This window comes from Hymenobacter setariae, assembly GCF_007713685.1.
Classification (GTDB): Bacteria; Bacteroidota; Bacteroidia; order Cytophagales; family Hymenobacteraceae; genus Hymenobacter; species Hymenobacter setariae.
Genome location: NZ_VMRJ01000003.1, coordinates 690,924 through 706,819 on the forward strand (window position 1 = coordinate 690,924; position 15,896 = coordinate 706,819).

A 15,896-nucleotide genomic window follows, 5' to 3' on the forward strand; every position below is an offset into this window, starting at 1 on the left:
GTAGTGGGCACACCTGTAGCACCTGCCCAGCCCACCGTGCTGGCCGCCCTCGCCTGTAACCTGGATGCCGACATCTTGGGCGCGGCGCTGCCGCTGCTAGAGGAGGGACAGGTTGAAGCCCTCGAATGGTCGTTTGATGCACTGTATTGGGCTAGCGAAGTGCCCGCTTGGTTTGTCGAGCTGCTGCACGCCTACAGCGACCAGCAGCGGCTGCTAGGGCACGGCGTATACTTTTCACTGCTATCGGGCCGGTGGACTAGTGAGCAGCAGCAGTGGCTGAATCAACTACGCGAGCTGACGCAACGCTATTCATTTGCGCACATTACCGAGCACTTTGGGGCGTTTACGGGCCAGAACTTTCACGCGGGGGCACCGCTCTCGGTGCCTTATTCGCCGGTGTCGCTGCGTATTGGGCAAGACCGGCTAGCGCGCATTGCGGAGGCGGCCCGGTGCCCGGTGGGGCTCGAAAACCTGGCTTTTGCCTATTCGCTTGAGGAAGTGAAGCGTCAAGGCGAGTTTTTGGGCGAGCTGCTGGCGCCGGTCAATGGCTTTCTGATACTAGACCTGCACAACCTGTACTGCCAGCTTCACAATTTCTCTATTGGCTATGAGGAGCTCCTAGAGTGCTACGCGCTCGACCGAGTGCGTGAAATCCACATTTCGGGGGGTAGCTGGGAAAACTCGCAGCTGCTGCCCACTCGCAAAATTCGGCGCGACACCCACGATGAGGCTGTGCCAGTGGAAGTATTCAACCTGCTAGCGCGTACCATGCCGCGCTGCCCCAATCTGAAGTACGTGGTGTTGGAGCAGCTTGGCACCAGCCTCAAAACCGAGGCTAGCCACGTGCAGTTTCGGCGCGACTTTGTGCAGATGGCAGCACTAGTGCAGCAGCATAACCACTCGCCTAGGTCGGTGCCCAATGCCTTTTTGCCGCGCTGGCCGGCCCTGCCGGCGCTGGCCGTGCAAGACGACCTACTACACGAGCAGCAGCGGCAGCTCTCGCACATTCTGGAAACGGCTGCCTCGCTGCCCGAAGCGCAGCAGCGCCTGCGGGCGTCGGCGCTGGCTCGTTCGGCTTGGCAGATAGAGCATTGGGAGCCTTACATGCTAGAAACAGCACTAAGTATCGCTCAAAAATGGAAATAGCTACGAGGTGAAAAGTGCGCTTACTCTATACAAGTAGTGCAGGCAAGGTAAAAGAAATGCGCGAAAGGAGAGGGCTAAATGACGCGTTTTTAGAAGCTTAAAGTCCGAAAAAGCACGTCTAGGGCAAATAACTTTGAAGAATTAACTATTTGTTAATCAAAAACTCACTGAGTGTAGCCTGATGTGAGCAATAGAAAGAGTGCACTTATTTGGTAAGGAATAGCTAAAAAAGGGGAATACATAGACAAACCGACATGTCGCAAAATTGCGCTGTTTGTCCTTTGGTTAGGTAGAAAGAAGCGCGTGCTTTGAGGATAAGAACGAGCTGCTCTTGGCTGTTAGATGCAACAGCTAGGAGAGAGGCTATTTCTTGACACTCACACTCTTCCTTTTCCCAAACCAATTTCTAGTATGTCTAAGTTTTCCCTCTTGCTGGCGCTTGGCGCCAGTGCAGCCCTAGCCCTGACGGGCTGCCAGAAAACCGCCGAAGACGTTGCAAAACCCACCGATATTTCGTCAGATGTAACGGCGCAGGTGAAAGCGCTCGGCTTTAGCACCCAAGACATGCAAGCCGTGGAAGGCGGCTATCGAGTAGAAGGTGATATCCTGCTCACCCCGGAGCTGCTGGCTAGCAAAACCAACTACTCGATGCTGCGCGTAGGTGCCGACGAGCAGTACCGCACCACCAACTTGGTGGCTCGCCTACCGCGCGTGCTCACCGTCAGCATTTCCAGTCAGTTTCCAGCGGTTTATGTAACAGCGATTGATGAGGCTATTCGCCGCTACAATGCGCAGGGTCTGCAACTGACGTTCCGGCGCATCACGACGGGCACGGCCAACCTACCCGTGAAGTATTCGTCGAACCTAGGGTCGGGCGTACTGGGCCAATCGGGCGGTTTTCCGCAAAATGGGGAGCCTGCCCCTGGCTTCACGCTCGTGCCCAACGTGATTAACAGCACGAATGTCAACTACATCGCTACCATCATGGCGCACGAGATGGGCCACTGCATCGGCTTCCGCCACACCGACTACATGAACCGCGCGTACAGCTGCGGCGGCACGGCTACCAACGAGGGCGCTAGCACTGTGGGGGCCATTCTCGTTCCCGGCACGCCTTCGGCACCCGACCCCAACTCGTGGATGCTGGCCTGCGTGGGCAACGGTGTAAACCGGCCTTTCAACACCAACGACGTGACGGCGCTTAACTACCTCTACTAAGCTCGTAGCTACTACGGTTTAGTAATAAGAACCCCCGGCCTGCATCTAGGCCAGGGGTTTTTTGTGCGCCCCGGGCTCCGGGGCCGAGCACCGCGCTATTACTCTGCTATCACTATTCGGCGGGTGAGGGTAGCACCGCCCGTGGTGGGCGTGGCGCGCAACAAGTACACGCCGGGGCGGAGGCCAGCGGTAGGCAAGGTGTTAAGGGCACCGTCGGCGGTAGCTTCGCGCAGCAGGCGGCCTAGGGCATCGTAGAGGCGCAGGCGTAGCGGCACGTTGGGCTCACCGGCTACTTGTAGGTCTTGGCCACTGGCAGCGGGCACCGGAAACACCAGTAGCTCATTGCGGCGCACTAGCTGCACGGCCTCGGTAGCGCTGTAAAACGTGCGGCCGGCATCATCCTGGCCCAGCACCCGGTACTGGTTGAGGCCCGGCGCGGCCTCTAGGTCGGTGAAAACGGCGCGTAGCTGCGTAACCGGGCTAAGGGTTTGAATAGTAACGAACCCGCTCGGCCCAAGGCGCTGGAGCTGCACCGCCCGCAGGCGGTAGAGGCTACCTAGGGCCAGCACTAGCCGCGCCGTATCGGTGACCGGCAGCTGGGGCAAAAACGACTGAATGTAGCAGCCCACGCCAGCTTCGGCGAGGTTACTGGTGGGGCCGCGCTCGGCTACTTTGCCGCGCAGCACCGGCGCCACCGCGAAGTAGGGCCCCGCCTGCTGGCTCGTTGCTACGAGCAGGGCCGTGTCGGCTGTGAGCTGGAAGGGCTCGGGGGCGGTAGCGCCGAGGCGATACACTTGGTACTGTGTAGCGCCGGGTGTGGCGGGCCAACTTAGCAGGGCTTCGTCGGGGCACACGTAGCCTATGCGCACAGGCAGCGGCCGGGCTAGCGCGAATGTATCGGAGGGGTAAACCTGGCCGCCCACCACGTAGCGCAGCTGGGCCAGCGTGGTGGTATCGGGGGCGCTCCAGGCGTAGGTGCGCTGGGCTAGGTCTACTTGCGTGGCTACTGTGCGCCACGCCACCCGGCCCACCGGACGGTATTCGAGGCGCCCTAGGGTGGCGGGGCCGGCCCAGGTCCAGCGCAGCAGGGTAGTCTGGGCGGGGCGCACGTTGCGTACCGTGCTAGGCGTGAGCCATTCCAGGCCCGGCGCTGCTACCTCGTAGGCCAAGCTGAACGCCTGGGGGCCGCTGGGCACGCGGTAGCCGCGCACCCGCAGCTGGTAGGTGCCCGCGGCGGGTAGCGCCAGCGTCACCTGCTCCGTGGGGTTGAGGTGGTCGGCGCGGCGGCGGGCGGGCTGGGTTAGTGAGTCGGGGTGGGGGCTGAGCGACCACGGCAGCCACGGACCCGTGCTGCCCGGTCCTAGCACTGCCAAGTCAAGGTCATTGACCAGGGCTTGTGGGGCATTAGCAGCGGCTTCGGGGTCGGTCCAGGCCAGGGTTACTTTCAGGCGGAGTGCGCCAGGTGGCACGGTAAGCTGGAAAACCTGCTCTTGGTCTTGCCCTAGGGTACCCTGCTGGTAGCGGCCCTCGCGCACGGTACGCACAGCCCCCAGGGCATTGAGCTGACCGAAGCCCGACACAAAATCAACCTCGGGCCGGCCCACATCGTCGGCACTGTTGAGCAGCGCGGCTCGCACTAGTGCCGAGGGGGGCAAGCTGCCGCTGCCCGGCCCGTCGCGGTAGGCTTGCTGCACCAGTAGGGCTGCACCCGATACCAGTGCCGAGGCATCGGACGAGCCGGCGTCGCCATAGGCTACTAGCTCGGGCTTGAGGCGGCCATCGTAGGCCGGCCCGCGCGAGCTGAGCACCGCCACCTGCCCTAGGGCATCAGTAGCACCCACGCTCAATGAGTTTTTACTCATCTTGAACTGGCCAGTGAGGTTGGCCACGCCCGCCAGGCCTTGGTAGAGGCCGCTGGTGCTGGCGCTCGCGCCCGAGTTGCCGGACGAAAACACGTGCAGCAGCGTGGGCAACTGCCGTGCCTGCTGGTCATAACCTAGGGCTTCGAGGCCGTAGTAATTCTCGATGCCGGTGCCGTACGAGTGGTTTTGCACGCTCACGCCCTGCTGCACGAGGTCGGCGTTGGCATCGGGTAGCAGGTTAGCATAAGAGGAAGACGCGATGCGCGCCTGCGGCGCAGCCCCACGCCCCGCAGGCCCCGAATTGCCGCCGCCCGCAATGAGCGTGGCCATAGTACTGGCGTGCGCCGACTGAATGACGGTGCCCGCCGGCGTATTCAGCAGCCGGCCCCGAAAGTCGAGGTCGGTGGGGTCAAGCGGATTTTCCTTGACGGAAACGGTGAGGCCTTGGCCCGCTAGGGTAGGGTAGCGCTGCTGCACGGCCACTAGGCTGTTCACCGTCAGGTCGGCGCTGTTGAGTAGGCGCTCGTCGTGGGCCTGGCGATTGGGTACATCCACAAACTCGACTAGCGGCGATGCTGATAATGCCGCCAGTTGCTGCGCCGATACGGGCCCTAGGGTGAGTATTTGCGCCGCATTGGGGCTAGGCTGCACGGACAGGGCGGGCGTTTGCTGCGCCGCCCAGCGGCGGAAAGCGGCCGCATCGTGCACGCGCACCCGCACTGCCTGGCCCGGCGCCTCGCGGCGTGCTGCGGCAGCTACAGTAGGGGCCAGCTTTGAAGTAGCCTTCTGAGCTAGCCCGCGCAGCGGCACTGCAACTAGTAGGCAGCAGCCCAGTAGCTTAGGAAGGCGAGAGGCAGAAAGGTAAGCAGATGGAAGTGAGAATAAAGCACGCACTGGATAGGTAGTCAGCGATTTGAGCGTCGCCTAGGTTACCAAAATAAGCAGTAGCTGCTGAAATCAGGACGCTACTACTGACGCTGGGAGAAGAGCGTAGCTGTTGGGCCTGCAATGAGTATTGATTGAAATGAAAGTCACACCTCACTTTAAAAGCTAGAATTATTAATGTAATTATTATTTGTAAGTACTTACATAAATACTTTATATTTGTCGTATGGATTTCTTCGATGAAGTAGGGCCCGCGGCCCTAGGTAGCCGTTTGCGGCGCCTTACCGACACGATGACCAGCCAGGCGGCCGAGGTATACGACCTGTACCACTTGCCATTTGAGCCGCGCTGGTTTCCGGTGTTTTGCACAGTGGCCCAGGAGCCTGGGCGCCACGTGGGCGACATTGCCGAGCGCATCGGCCAAACGCACGCGGCTGTGAGCCAAGTAGTAAAAGACCTCGCCAAGCACGACCTAGTAGTAGTGCAGCGCGGCGAAGCCGACCAGCGCCGCAGCGTGGTGGCGCTCAGCGAAAAAGGGGCTGCTTTGTGGCCCGCCTTGCAGCAGCAAACCGCCGACGTGCGCCAAGCCACCGAGGCCCTGCTGGCCGAAACCCGCCACAATCTCTGGCTGGCTATTGAGGAAATGGAATATGCACTATCGCGCCAGAGCCTAGGTAGCCGGGTGAAGGCCCTGCGCGACGAGCGCGTGACCGACGAGGTGCGTCTGCTCGACTACACGCCGGCCCACCAACCCGACTTTAAGCGCCTCAACGTGGAGTGGATAGAGCGCTACTTTCGGGTAGAGGCGGCGGACTTGAAAGCGCTGGACTACCCCGACGAGTACATTTTGCAGCGCGGCGGCCGCATTTTGCTGGCCGAGTACGGCGGCCAGGTAGTGGGCACCTGCGCGCTCCTCAAGATGGACGACACTTCGTATGAGCTGGCTAAAATGGCTGTGTCGCCCACGGCGCAGGGGCTGGGTATTGGTTTTCAGCTGGGGCAAGCGGCCATTACGCAGGCGCGAGCGCTGGGTGCGCGTCGCCTCTACCTCGAAAGCAACACCAAACTCAAGCCCGCCCTCAGCCTGTACCACAAGCTGGGCTTCCGCAAAACGGTGGCCGGCCAGCCCTCGCCCTACGAGCGCTGCAATATTCAAATGGAACTGCTGCTGACCTCCTAGGTCCGGTTATCCTTAGTGTCTCAACAAAAACTGTCATGCTGAGCTTGCGAAGCATCTTATCACGTTGGGTCGTTTCGGCCGTGATAAGATGCTTCGCAAGCTCAGCATGACAGTTAAAAAGATACTCTATTTACCGTTAGATAAAACGCGAAAAGGCCCGCGACAACAGTCGCGGGCCTTCTTGAATAGCCTAGGTGGACCTAGTAGCCTTCGTTTTGCTTGAGGTTGGGGTTCACGTTGAGCTCGCGGAAGGGGATGGGGAAGACCAGCCGGGGCGAGTTCCACGGAATAGTGGCGTTACTAAGCGGGTCGGTGGTCGATTCTTGATTGCGCTTGAGGTCGCCGAGGCGGAAGCCCTCAAATGCCAGTTCAATGCGGCGCTCCTTCAGAATCTGAGCTAGCGTGACGCTGGCAAGCGGCTGCAGCCCAGCTCGCGTGCGAACGGCATTGACATCGGCCAGCGGGGTGGCGCCCACCGGCGTGCCGCCGGCCCGGAAGTTGGCTTCGGCGCGGGTCAGCAGCATTTCATCTACGCGCATTAGCTTGATGTTGCCGTACTGCGCATCGTATTTGCGCGTGTAGGCCGGCACGCTGGCCGTGGGCGTGGTGAGGAGGCTAGCCCGCGTATCGCCGGTTTCGAACAGACCTAGGAACTGCGGCTGCACCGTAACGTCGGCTCGGCGGTTGCGGGCGTAAAATGTGTTGAGTTGGTTAGAACCGCTTTGCGCCGTGATTTGAATGGTGAAAATATCCTCCCGCGTGTTGGCGCTGGTATTTATCGGCACAGTGGCAGTGGCCACGTTGGTCGTGCTGTAGCCAAAGTTTTCACCGTAAAAGGTGTTCAGCCCGAAGGACGAAGAGGCCAGCGCCCGGTTGGCCGCGGCCGCTGCGGCCGCATAGTTGTTCTGCTGCAAGTACACGCGGGCCAGCAGCCCAGCGCAGGCGTAGCGGGTGGCCGAAAACGCGTTGAGCGAGCCGCCGGTAGTTAGTTTAGCTTCAGCCGTAGTCAAGTCCGTAATAATCTGGGCGTAGACTTCGGCCACCGTGTTGCGGGGCACCTGCTGGGCGTCGGCCACCGATAGGGTGGGTGTCAGCACCAGGGGCACGCCTAGGTTGCTGGTGGGTGTGCCGTCGTTCCAGGCCTTGCCGAAGGCGCGCACCAGGTCGAAGTACATCAAAGAGCGAATAAACTTAGCTTCGCCTTCGACGCTGGCTTGTTGGGCCGGCGTGTCGAGCTTGCCTAGGTTGGCCAGCACGTTGTTGGTGCGGTTGATAACGTCGTAGGCGCTCAGCCAGGTGGCACTCACCTGGGTGTTAGTGATGAGCAGCGTTTTGCGCTGGGCTTCTTGGGGCTGGGTAAACGTGCCCACGAAGCTCTCGTCGCCGTTGTCGGCCAGCAGGTCGGTCATAAACTGCAGGTAGCCGCCGTAGAGGTTGGTGCTTTGCAGGCCTGCGTAGCAGCCCACGAGGCCCGCTAGCACGTCGCTAGAATTATTAAAAGCCGTGGCCGAGTCGATGGTGCTCACGGGCTGCACGTTGAGCTTGTTGTTGCAGCTCTCCAGGCCACCCAGGAGCAGGGCCGCCGTGAGCAGCCCGGGTACTATTTTCTTCATAACGTAATAAGGCTAAGACATGAAAGGCAGGGGCAGGCGGCGCCTAGAAGCCTAGGTTGATACCTAGGGTGTAGGTGCGGGCCTGCGGCGCGGTGTAGAAGCTGATGCCCTGGCTGATGTTGTTGGACGACGTATTGCCGGTGCCCGTCACATAGTCGGAGCTCACTTCGGGGTCCCAGCCCGTGTACTTCGTGAAGGTCAAGAGGTTGTAGCCTTGCAAGAAGATGCGTGCCGATTGCAGAAAGCCGCGCTTGGCGAGGCTGCTCGGTAGGTTGTAGCCGAGCACCACCGAGCGCAGGCGGCCGTAGTCGCCATTCTGCACAAAGCGCGACGAGGCGCCGGTGCCAATGCCGCCACCGTACACGGCCTTCGGTACGTTGGTAATGTCGCCGGGCTTCTGCCAGCGGTTGAGCTGGTCGCGAGTTTGGTTGTCGAAGCCGTTGTTGAAGCCCGTAGAAAAGTAGGGGCCCGCCGAATCGTAAATCTGGTTGCCAAATACGCCCACCAACGTAGCGCTCAGGTCAATGCCTTTATACGAGAAGGTGTTGGTGATACCGCCCGTCCAGGTCGGGTTGGGGTTGCCGATGGGCACGTTGGCAGCTTGGTTGATATTGGTGGTCGTGTTGCGGTTGAGGGTGCCGTCGGTGTTCGTGGTGTTTAGGTAGTACAGCGCATTGCCGTTGGCGGGGTCTACGCCCGCGTACTCGGGGCCAACGAAGGTGCCCAGCGGCTGGCCGGCCTGCGCCCGGTTGAGGGCACTGCCCAGGATGTCGGGGCCCGCTAGGTCCATTATTTTGTTGCGGTTCACCGACGCGTTCACGCTGGTCGTCCAGGCAAAGTCGCCCACGAAGTTGCGCGTGGTCAGTGTCAGCTCGATGCCTTGGTTGCGCAGGCTACCCACGTTGCGGTTAATCGACGAGAAGCCCGCGGTGCCCGGCACCGGCTGCGACAGCAGCAAGCCTGTAGTGTTTTTGCGGTAGATGTCCACTTCGCCGCTAATGCGGTTGTCGAGGAAACCGTATTCGAGGCCGACGTCATATTGCACCGTCGATTCCCAGCTCAGGAAGTCGTTGCCGAGCTGCGAGGGGCGCTGGCCCGGTGTGCCCACGTAGCCAGTGCCCGCAAAGAGGCTGCGCGACGCAAAGTTGCCGAAGTTCTGGTTGCCGGTTTTGCCCACGCTAGCGCGGATTTTCAGCAAGCTCAGCGTTTTGTTACCCTTCAAAAAGTCTTCTTCCGAGATGAGCCAGCCCAGCGAGCCCGCCGGGAAAATGCCGTAGCGGCGCCCGGCACCAAAGCGCGACGAACCATCGAGGCGGGCGCTGGCGCCCACTAGGTACTTGCCCGCAAAGGCATAAGACCCACGTGCGAAGTACGACACCAGCGCATTGCTGGTCGTGAACGACGAGCCCGCCGTGATTTGGGCCGCCGCATCGAGCGTGCGGTACGAGTCAGACGGGAATTGCGTGCCCGTCACGCTGTTGCCGTTGATGCGGGCGTTCTCGTAGCTCGTTCCTAGGGTCAGTTCTACCGAGTGGTTGTCAGCAAACGTGTTCTTGTACGAGAAGTAGTTATTGACCACGACCTTGGCGTTGGTCTGGTTCGCGTTGTAGCCGTAGCCGTTGGTGTTGCCGGTGTTGCGCGAGGTCAGGCGGCTCAGGTACTGCTCCTCGTTCTGGTTCAGCACGTCGGTGCCCAGCTCTGAGCGGAAAATCAGCCCCTTAGCTAGGTTCAGCTGCGCGTACACGTTGCCGAGCAGGCGGTACACCGTCGTGACGTAGGTACCACCCTGAATGCTCAGCAGCGGGTTGTAGTAAAATGGAAAGCCCGTGTTGGGCAGGCCCGTGCTGGGGTCGAGGGCGCCACTCACCTGGCCCGAGCGCGGGTCGATGAGGGGCGTGATGGGCGCCAGCGCCACTATCTGCATGGGCGTGCTGAAGGCGTTGTCGTTGGGCACGCGGTTGTTGACCGAGCGCGTGGCCGTTAGGTTGATGCCAAACGACAGCCGCTCGGTAGCCTGGTGGTCTAGGTTAAAGCGCGTGGCCATGCGCTCGTACTGGTTGCTAACGATGATGCCCTTCTGGTTGCTGTACTGTCCCGAGAGGTAGAAGCGCGTTTTGTCGGTGCCGCCGCTGGCGTTCAGGTCATATTGCTGAAAGCCCGCCTTTTGCAGCACCTGGTCTTGCCAATTGGTGTCGTAGCTCAGCGGGTCTACGCCGCCCGCGTAGCCGCTCAGGCGCGCTGTAATGTTGGCGGGCACAGCAAAGGTGCCGCCCCGGTTGGTCAGCGCTTCCGTGATGAGCGACACGTACTCCTGGCTATTCAAAAACTCGCGTTTGTGCGTAGGCTCGCTCCAGCCGGCCTGCACGCCCACGTTGAAGCGCGTGGCCCCGACCTTGCCGCGCTTGGTGGTGATGAGTACCACGCCATTGGTAGCGCGCGAGCCGTAGATAGCTGAGGCTGAGGCATCCTTCAGAATGCTGATGCTCTCAATATCCGTCGGGTTGATATCGGCAATGGGGTTAGTAGCAGCTGTGGTTGAGGAGAGGTTGTCGGCCACTACTGGCACACCGTCAACTACATACAGGGGCTGCGTGCCGCCGCTGATGCTCGATACCCCGCGCACCCGCACCCGGATGCCCTGACCTAGCTTGCCGCTGCTGTTTTCGATAAATACGCCGGCCGCCTTGCCCTGAATGGACTGCTCGAACGACTGCACCGGTTGGTTGCCCACGTCCTTGCTCGAAAGCGTGGCCACCGAGCCCGTTAGGTCGGCCTTGGTTTGGGTGCCGTAGCCCACCACTACCGCCTCGCCGAGGTCGGTGGTTGAGGCATCCAGCGTCACATCGACGGTGTTCTGGCTGCCTACGGCTAAACTCTTGGTAACGAAGCCTACCGAGCTAAATATCAGGGTGGCGCCTGGCTGCACACCTAGGGTATAGCGGCCATCGGCGCCGGTAGTAACACCATTGGTCGTGCCTTTTTCCAAAATCGTGACGCCCGGTAGCGCGCCACCATCCGAGGCTAGTACCCGGCCGCTAACCGAGCGGTTTTGGGCTAGGCCCGGAAATGCCAGCAGCCAGCCTAACAGCAGCAGTAGCAGCCGAAAATGAGTAAAGTAAGATTTTCTCATGAAATGAACTGTAGAAAAAATAGGGGTGGATTTTCATGGGAATTCTTTTGAAAGGGAGAGCAATACAGAAAGCAAGCCTCTGCTTTGAAGGGGCAATGTACAGAAAAGTACATAAATTATGCAAATAGTGCTTTGTTAAGACAGCCTATGCTTCGGCTCTGGAAAAAACTATAAAAACATTAGCTAAACCGATTTTGCTAAGGCAATTTGGTGCTGGGCTAGTGCCGGCCCTGGCCCTACCTTTGCGCGCACGCATGAAGCCACTTATTCAGTATCTCACTACGGCAGCCCAGGTGGCCGACGTAGCTTCCCACCTAGCCACTCTGCCACGCATCGGCATCGACCTAGAGTTTGACGACAACCGTTATCGCTATGGCCGCCACTTAGCCCTCATCCAAGTCTTCGATGGCGAAGCGGTATACCTCATCGACCCGCTGCCGCTTGAGCCCGACATGGCCGCTGGCCTAGAGCCGCTGTTTGCCGTACTGCGCGACCCGGCCGTGGCCAAGGTGTTCCACTCTTGCAAATCGGATATTCTGCTGCTCGATGAGCTGTTTGGCGTGCATTGCCGCAACATCGTCGATACGAGTGTGCAATTCACGTTGCTGGCCCTGGAGGATAATAATATCTCCCTAGGTCGCCTCATCCAGAGCGAATTGGGCTTTGAGGTGGACAAGGGTGAGCAGAAGTCGAACTGGCTCAAGCGCCCCCTCACCGAAGCCCAAAAGGAATACGCCGCCAACGACGTGCTCTACCTCTTCGAGCTGACCGACCGCCTAGCTGCCCGCCTCCAAGAGCAGGGTCGCGCCCAGTGGGCCCAAGAAGAAAACCACGCCTTAGAGGCTGTGCGCTACGGCCGCGATGAGCTGCGCCCGCACCTGCGGCTGGCCGGCAAGTACCGCATCTCGCCCGGCGAGCTGCCGCTGTTTCGGGAGCTGTATGCCCTGCGCGACCGCGTGGCGCGCCAGCTCGACCGCCCCAGCTACATGGTGCTCAGCAACGACCGCCTAGCCGAGCTCACGCGCCAGCCTATTGCCTCGCACGGCGCGCTGCGTGGGGCTGGCGGCTTGCACCCCGACCTCAAGCGCTCGCCCTACGCCGATGAGCTGATTGCCCTGGCCAGTGCCGACCTGGCGCCCGACGGGCCCCTGCCCGCCGACCAGCGCCGGCCGCAGCCTTTCCGCCGCCGTTTCAATGGCCCCGTGGCGGCCCGCGCCGAAGCTCGCGAAACGCTTTTGCAAGCGCTCAAGAACCACCTAGCCGCCGACTACAGCCCGGTGCTGGCTAATACTGTGCTTAGCAACCGCCTCATCGGCGACGTGGTGGAGCAGGGTAGCCTGGCCGCTCTGCGCCCCTGGCAGCGCCAGCTACTGAGCGAAACCGCCAGCCAGCACGGCCTGCCTCTCGCCGACCTCGACGGCCCATTGGGCGCCTAGGTAACGGTAGCTTGGTTTTATAGCACGAGCGCCGCTTGCATCTTGCGTCTAGGTAAGCTGGTATAAGCTATCCTGACGCGGATGCGAGCGGCGCTCGTGCTATAAAACCAAGCTATTTTCAACCAACCCTAGGCTCCCGTGAAGCTGCTTTACTTGCTGTTGTGGCTGCTAGCCAGCCCAGCTCTGGCGCAAGAAGCGCTGGTGCTGCGCGGCTTAGTGCTCGATGCCGATACGCACCAGCCGTTGCCCTTCGCGCAAGTAGGTATTGCGGGCAATAAGCTGGGTACGAGCACCAACCAAGAAGGCCGCTTTGCATTGCGGGTGCCCGCGGCCTACGCCACTACCGAGCTAGAGGTGGCCCTGCTGGGCTACCGGCGCTACACCCGGCCGTTGCCGCCACTGCCGGCGCCCGAGCTGCGCATCGAGTTACAAAGTAGTCCGGCTACCCTAGGCGCCGTGGCCGTGTCGTCGTCGGTGACGGGCATCATTCGGGAAGCGGTGGCGCGCATTCCGCGCAACTACTCCACGCGGCCCACGCGCCTGACGGGCTTCTTCCGCGAGTCGGACGACCATGGCGCTGGGCACGCGTATGATTACCTAAGCGAGGGCGTGTTGCTAGTGTACAAAGCGCCCTATCAGCACCCCAACGACGATGGGCAGGTGCAGATTTTGGAAGCCCGCAAGGTGGACCTGCGCGATACGCTACATTCAGCGCCGGGCCTGCTTCAGATAGAGTGGTCGGCAGGGCCGTTTGTGCCGCACCGGTTTGATTTTGTGCACAATCGGGCCGAGTTTATTCAGCCTTTCCAGTTCAAGAACTACCAGTACCAGCTCACGCCCCAAACCACGTTTCAGGGGCGGCCGGTGTACGTCATTGCCTTTGGCCCGCGGCCGGGCACCGACCGGGCCAATTTTGCTGGCGAGCTGTACATTGATGAGCAGAGCTACGCCTTTCTGGGGGCCGCTTGGCACCGCACGCCCAGCGGCATCCGCCGCGAGCACGTGCTGAGCTTTCGGGCCACCGAGCGCGCCTACCGCGTGGCCTACCAGCAATACGCCGGGCGCTGGCACCTCAAAAGCATCTGGTACAATACCCTAGGGTCGCCGGTGGCTGGGCAGGCACGGCGGCACCTAGCCGAGTTTCAAACCACGGCCATCGACACGGCCCAGGCTGCCCCCATCCCATACCCCGAGCGGGCGCAGTACAACGATATTTTTCTGCGGGCTCCCACGCCCTACGATTCGACGTTCTGGAAAAACTACACGACGCTGCTGCCTGCTAGTCAATTGCAGCTCGATTTGCTCGACCAAGCGCGCCAGCAGCAAGCCGAGCAGTTGCTAGCTGCCCCTGCGCCTGTCGTCACCGAGGCGGCACCTAGTCCGGCCGTTACCTCGCTGCCCGCCCGGCGCTGGTGGCAGGGGCGGCTGCGCTATACCTACGGCCTGGGACTGCTGCCTGTAGCAGCTGCGGAGAGTGCCCTAGGTGTGGACATAGCGCCGCCGGGCTCCGCTTTCCGAGCAATGGCGACCACGGAGGTGCGGCGCCGGCGCGTAGCGGCCAGCTATCAGCTAGGCGTGCAAATTGAGCTGCCGCGCCACCTAGCTCTATATGGCCTGACGCGGCATGCGCTGGGCCAGCTAGCGGGCGATGGCTGGGAGGCCGGCCTGAGTTGGGAGCGCCACCTGAACCCGCGCGGCCGCCCCGTGCTGGGGCGCCTAGGTGTGGCCTACCTGCGCCAAAGCCTGAGCCGCGACCTAGGCACCTTCGACAACCCCGACGCTAGCCTGCGCCTGGCCGGCGCTGAGCTGGCCACCGACCGCCTCGCCCTCAGCCTCCAGCGTCTCACCGATGCCATTCAGCCTAAAATGGGCTTGGGCGTGGAGCTGAGCCACCAATGGCAGGCTGTGGCTGACCTAGGCTACCTGTGGCCTGTGCGCACCCGCACCCAGCTGCTGGCTACGGAGCAGGGCGGTTTCTTCCACAGCGATAGCGAAGGTACCCTTAATCTCCCCGCCAGCGAGGTGCAGCTGACCGTGGACGGCCAGCCAGCCATGGCGGCTCCCTGGCAGTTGGGGCGGTGGCAGCTGAGTGTAGGCCTGCTCTACCGCCTAGGCAAGTAGCGCCGTGTCAAACCCACCTAGGGCGTTAATTTTGGTCGCGCCCGGTAGTCTCAACCGGGCAGTGCTCGCCCATGACGGACCCCTTGCTGCCAACTACTCCGCCCAAGCCGCCCCGCCGGCCAATGACGGGCTGGGCGTTTTGGCGGCAGGTGGCATTCTGGGTGGTTTTGGCGCTGCTGGCGCTAGTGGGCGGCGTATTGCACCGGCTGCTGTATCAGCCCAATGTGCTCGCAAATGTGGACGGACCCGCTTACCTCTACATTCAGCCGGGGGCAAAGCAGGAAGAGGTGCTAGACTCGTTGCGCCAGCCCGGGCTGCTAGAGCGGCCCATTGACTTTGTAGTGCTGGCCAGCTTGCGCAAGTTTGGCACCAAGGATAACCCCACGCACCCCGGCCGCTACACCCTGCCCGCCGGCCTAGGCAACCTAGAATTGCTACAGCTGCTTGAAAGCGGCCGGCAAGACACGCTAGCGTTCACGCTAAAGCCCTTTCACTACCTGCCGCAGTTGCCGCGCCAAGCCGGTCGCCAGCTTTTTCTCGATACCGTGCAGCTGCATAAGCTGCTGGCCGACAGTACATACCTGGCTACTCATTTTAAGCTCGATACGACCACCGTGCGCACCCTATTTATTCCGGGAACACTACGGTTGTTTTGGCCCACGCCAGCGGCGGCTTTTCTCGACTCAGTGGCCGCTCGCCACCGCCGCTTCTGGACGGCAGCGCGGCGGCAGCAGGCCGATTCGCTAAAAATGACCCCGGTGCAAGTAGCAGTGCTGGCCAGCATTGTGCAGCGCGAAACGGCCCAGCCTACCGACGAGCCGCTCATTGCGGGGGTGTATCTCAACCGCTTGCGCCGAGGCCAGCCCCTGCAAGCCGACCCCACGCTGCTGTGGCCCCTGCACGGCCTAGGTACCCGGAAGCGCGTGCTCAACGTGGATAAGAAGGTCGATTCGCCCTACAACACCTACCGCCACAAAGGCTTGCCGCCGGGCCCCATCACCACGCCTTTCCCGCAGACGCTCGATGCCGTGCTGCACCCGGCGCACCACAAGTTCGTGTTTTTTTGCGCCCGGCCCGATGGCAGCGGCTTCTCCGACTTTGCCGAAACCTACGCCGACCACAAGCTCAATGCCCGCCGCTACTGGCAGCATTTAGACAGCCTGAAAATCAAAAAATAGTCTGTCATTGCGAGGAGGCACGACGAAGCAATCTTTCCTACACCGCCTTGCTTACGTTAGCTAACGTAAAGGGAAGATTGCTTTGTCGTGCCTCCTCACAATGACATATGCCATTCTTATTATTAAT

9 protein-coding genes are annotated in these 15,896 nt (G+C 61.3%); 6 read left to right on the forward strand and 3 right to left on the reverse strand.

The features are described from left to right. The first annotated feature begins 3 nt into the window (after nucleotides 1-3). Nucleotides 4-1,146 (forward strand): multinuclear nonheme iron-dependent oxidase, encoded by a 1,143-nt coding sequence (locus tag FNT36_RS13965; RefSeq protein ID WP_233635913.1) that lies wholly within the window; start codon nucleotides 4-6, stop codon nucleotides 1,144-1,146. 411 nt (nucleotides 1,147-1,557) lie between these two features. Beyond that, on the forward strand, nucleotides 1,558-2,364 hold the full coding sequence (locus tag FNT36_RS13970; RefSeq protein WP_144848696.1) for a M57 family metalloprotease: 807 nt from the start codon (nucleotides 1,558-1,560) through the stop codon (nucleotides 2,362-2,364). A 98-nt stretch (nucleotides 2,365-2,462) separates the two neighbouring features. Here FNT36_RS13970 and FNT36_RS13975 read toward each other — a convergent pair whose 3' ends face one another. Beyond that, nucleotides 2,463-5,036: a S8 family peptidase gene (locus FNT36_RS13975; protein WP_144848699.1), complete on the reverse strand. Its 2,574-nt coding sequence runs from the start codon at nucleotides 5,034-5,036 to the stop codon at nucleotides 2,463-2,465. 301 nt (nucleotides 5,037-5,337) lie between these two features. Here FNT36_RS13975 and FNT36_RS13980 point away from each other — a divergent pair, with 301 nt between their 5' ends. Then, nucleotides 5,338-6,291, forward strand: a complete 954-nt coding sequence (locus FNT36_RS13980) for a bifunctional helix-turn-helix transcriptional regulator/GNAT family N-acetyltransferase (RefSeq protein ID WP_144848701.1) — start codon at nucleotides 5,338-5,340, stop codon at nucleotides 6,289-6,291. Nucleotides 6,292-6,491: 200 nt separating this feature from the next. Here FNT36_RS13980 and FNT36_RS13985 read toward each other — a convergent pair whose 3' ends face one another. Together FNT36_RS13985 and FNT36_RS13990 are read right to left on the reverse strand one after the other, a co-directional pair. Beyond that, on the reverse strand, nucleotides 6,492-7,904 hold the full coding sequence (locus FNT36_RS13985) for a RagB/SusD family nutrient uptake outer membrane protein (RefSeq protein WP_144848704.1): 1,413 nt from the start codon (nucleotides 7,902-7,904) through the stop codon (nucleotides 6,492-6,494). Between the two features lie 43 nt (nucleotides 7,905-7,947). Then, nucleotides 7,948-11,034 carry a SusC/RagA family TonB-linked outer membrane protein gene (locus FNT36_RS13990; RefSeq protein ID WP_144848707.1) on the reverse strand — a complete coding sequence of 1,029 codons (3,087 nt, stop codon included), beginning with the start codon at nucleotides 11,032-11,034 and terminating at the stop codon, nucleotides 7,948-7,950. Nucleotides 11,035-11,288: 254 nt separating this feature from the next. Here FNT36_RS13990 and FNT36_RS13995 point away from each other — a divergent pair, with 254 nt between their 5' ends. The 3 genes from FNT36_RS13995 to mltG all read left to right on the forward strand — a co-directional run bounded on the left by FNT36_RS13995 (nucleotide 11,289) and on the right by mltG (nucleotide 15,769). After that, nucleotides 11,289-12,470, forward strand: coding sequence for a ribonuclease D (locus FNT36_RS13995; RefSeq protein WP_144848710.1), 1,182 nt, complete (start codon nucleotides 11,289-11,291; stop codon nucleotides 12,468-12,470). Nucleotides 12,471-12,608: 138 nt separating this feature from the next. Next, entirely contained in the window at nucleotides 12,609-14,591 is a 1,983-nt protein-coding gene (locus tag FNT36_RS14000; RefSeq protein ID WP_144848713.1) for a carboxypeptidase-like regulatory domain-containing protein, read from the forward strand. 71 nt (nucleotides 14,592-14,662) lie between these two features. Then, nucleotides 14,663-15,769 (forward strand): endolytic transglycosylase MltG, encoded by a 1,107-nt coding sequence (gene mltG / locus FNT36_RS14005; RefSeq protein WP_144848716.1) that lies wholly within the window; start codon nucleotides 14,663-14,665, stop codon nucleotides 15,767-15,769. The last annotated feature ends 127 nt before the right edge of the window (nucleotides 15,770-15,896 follow it).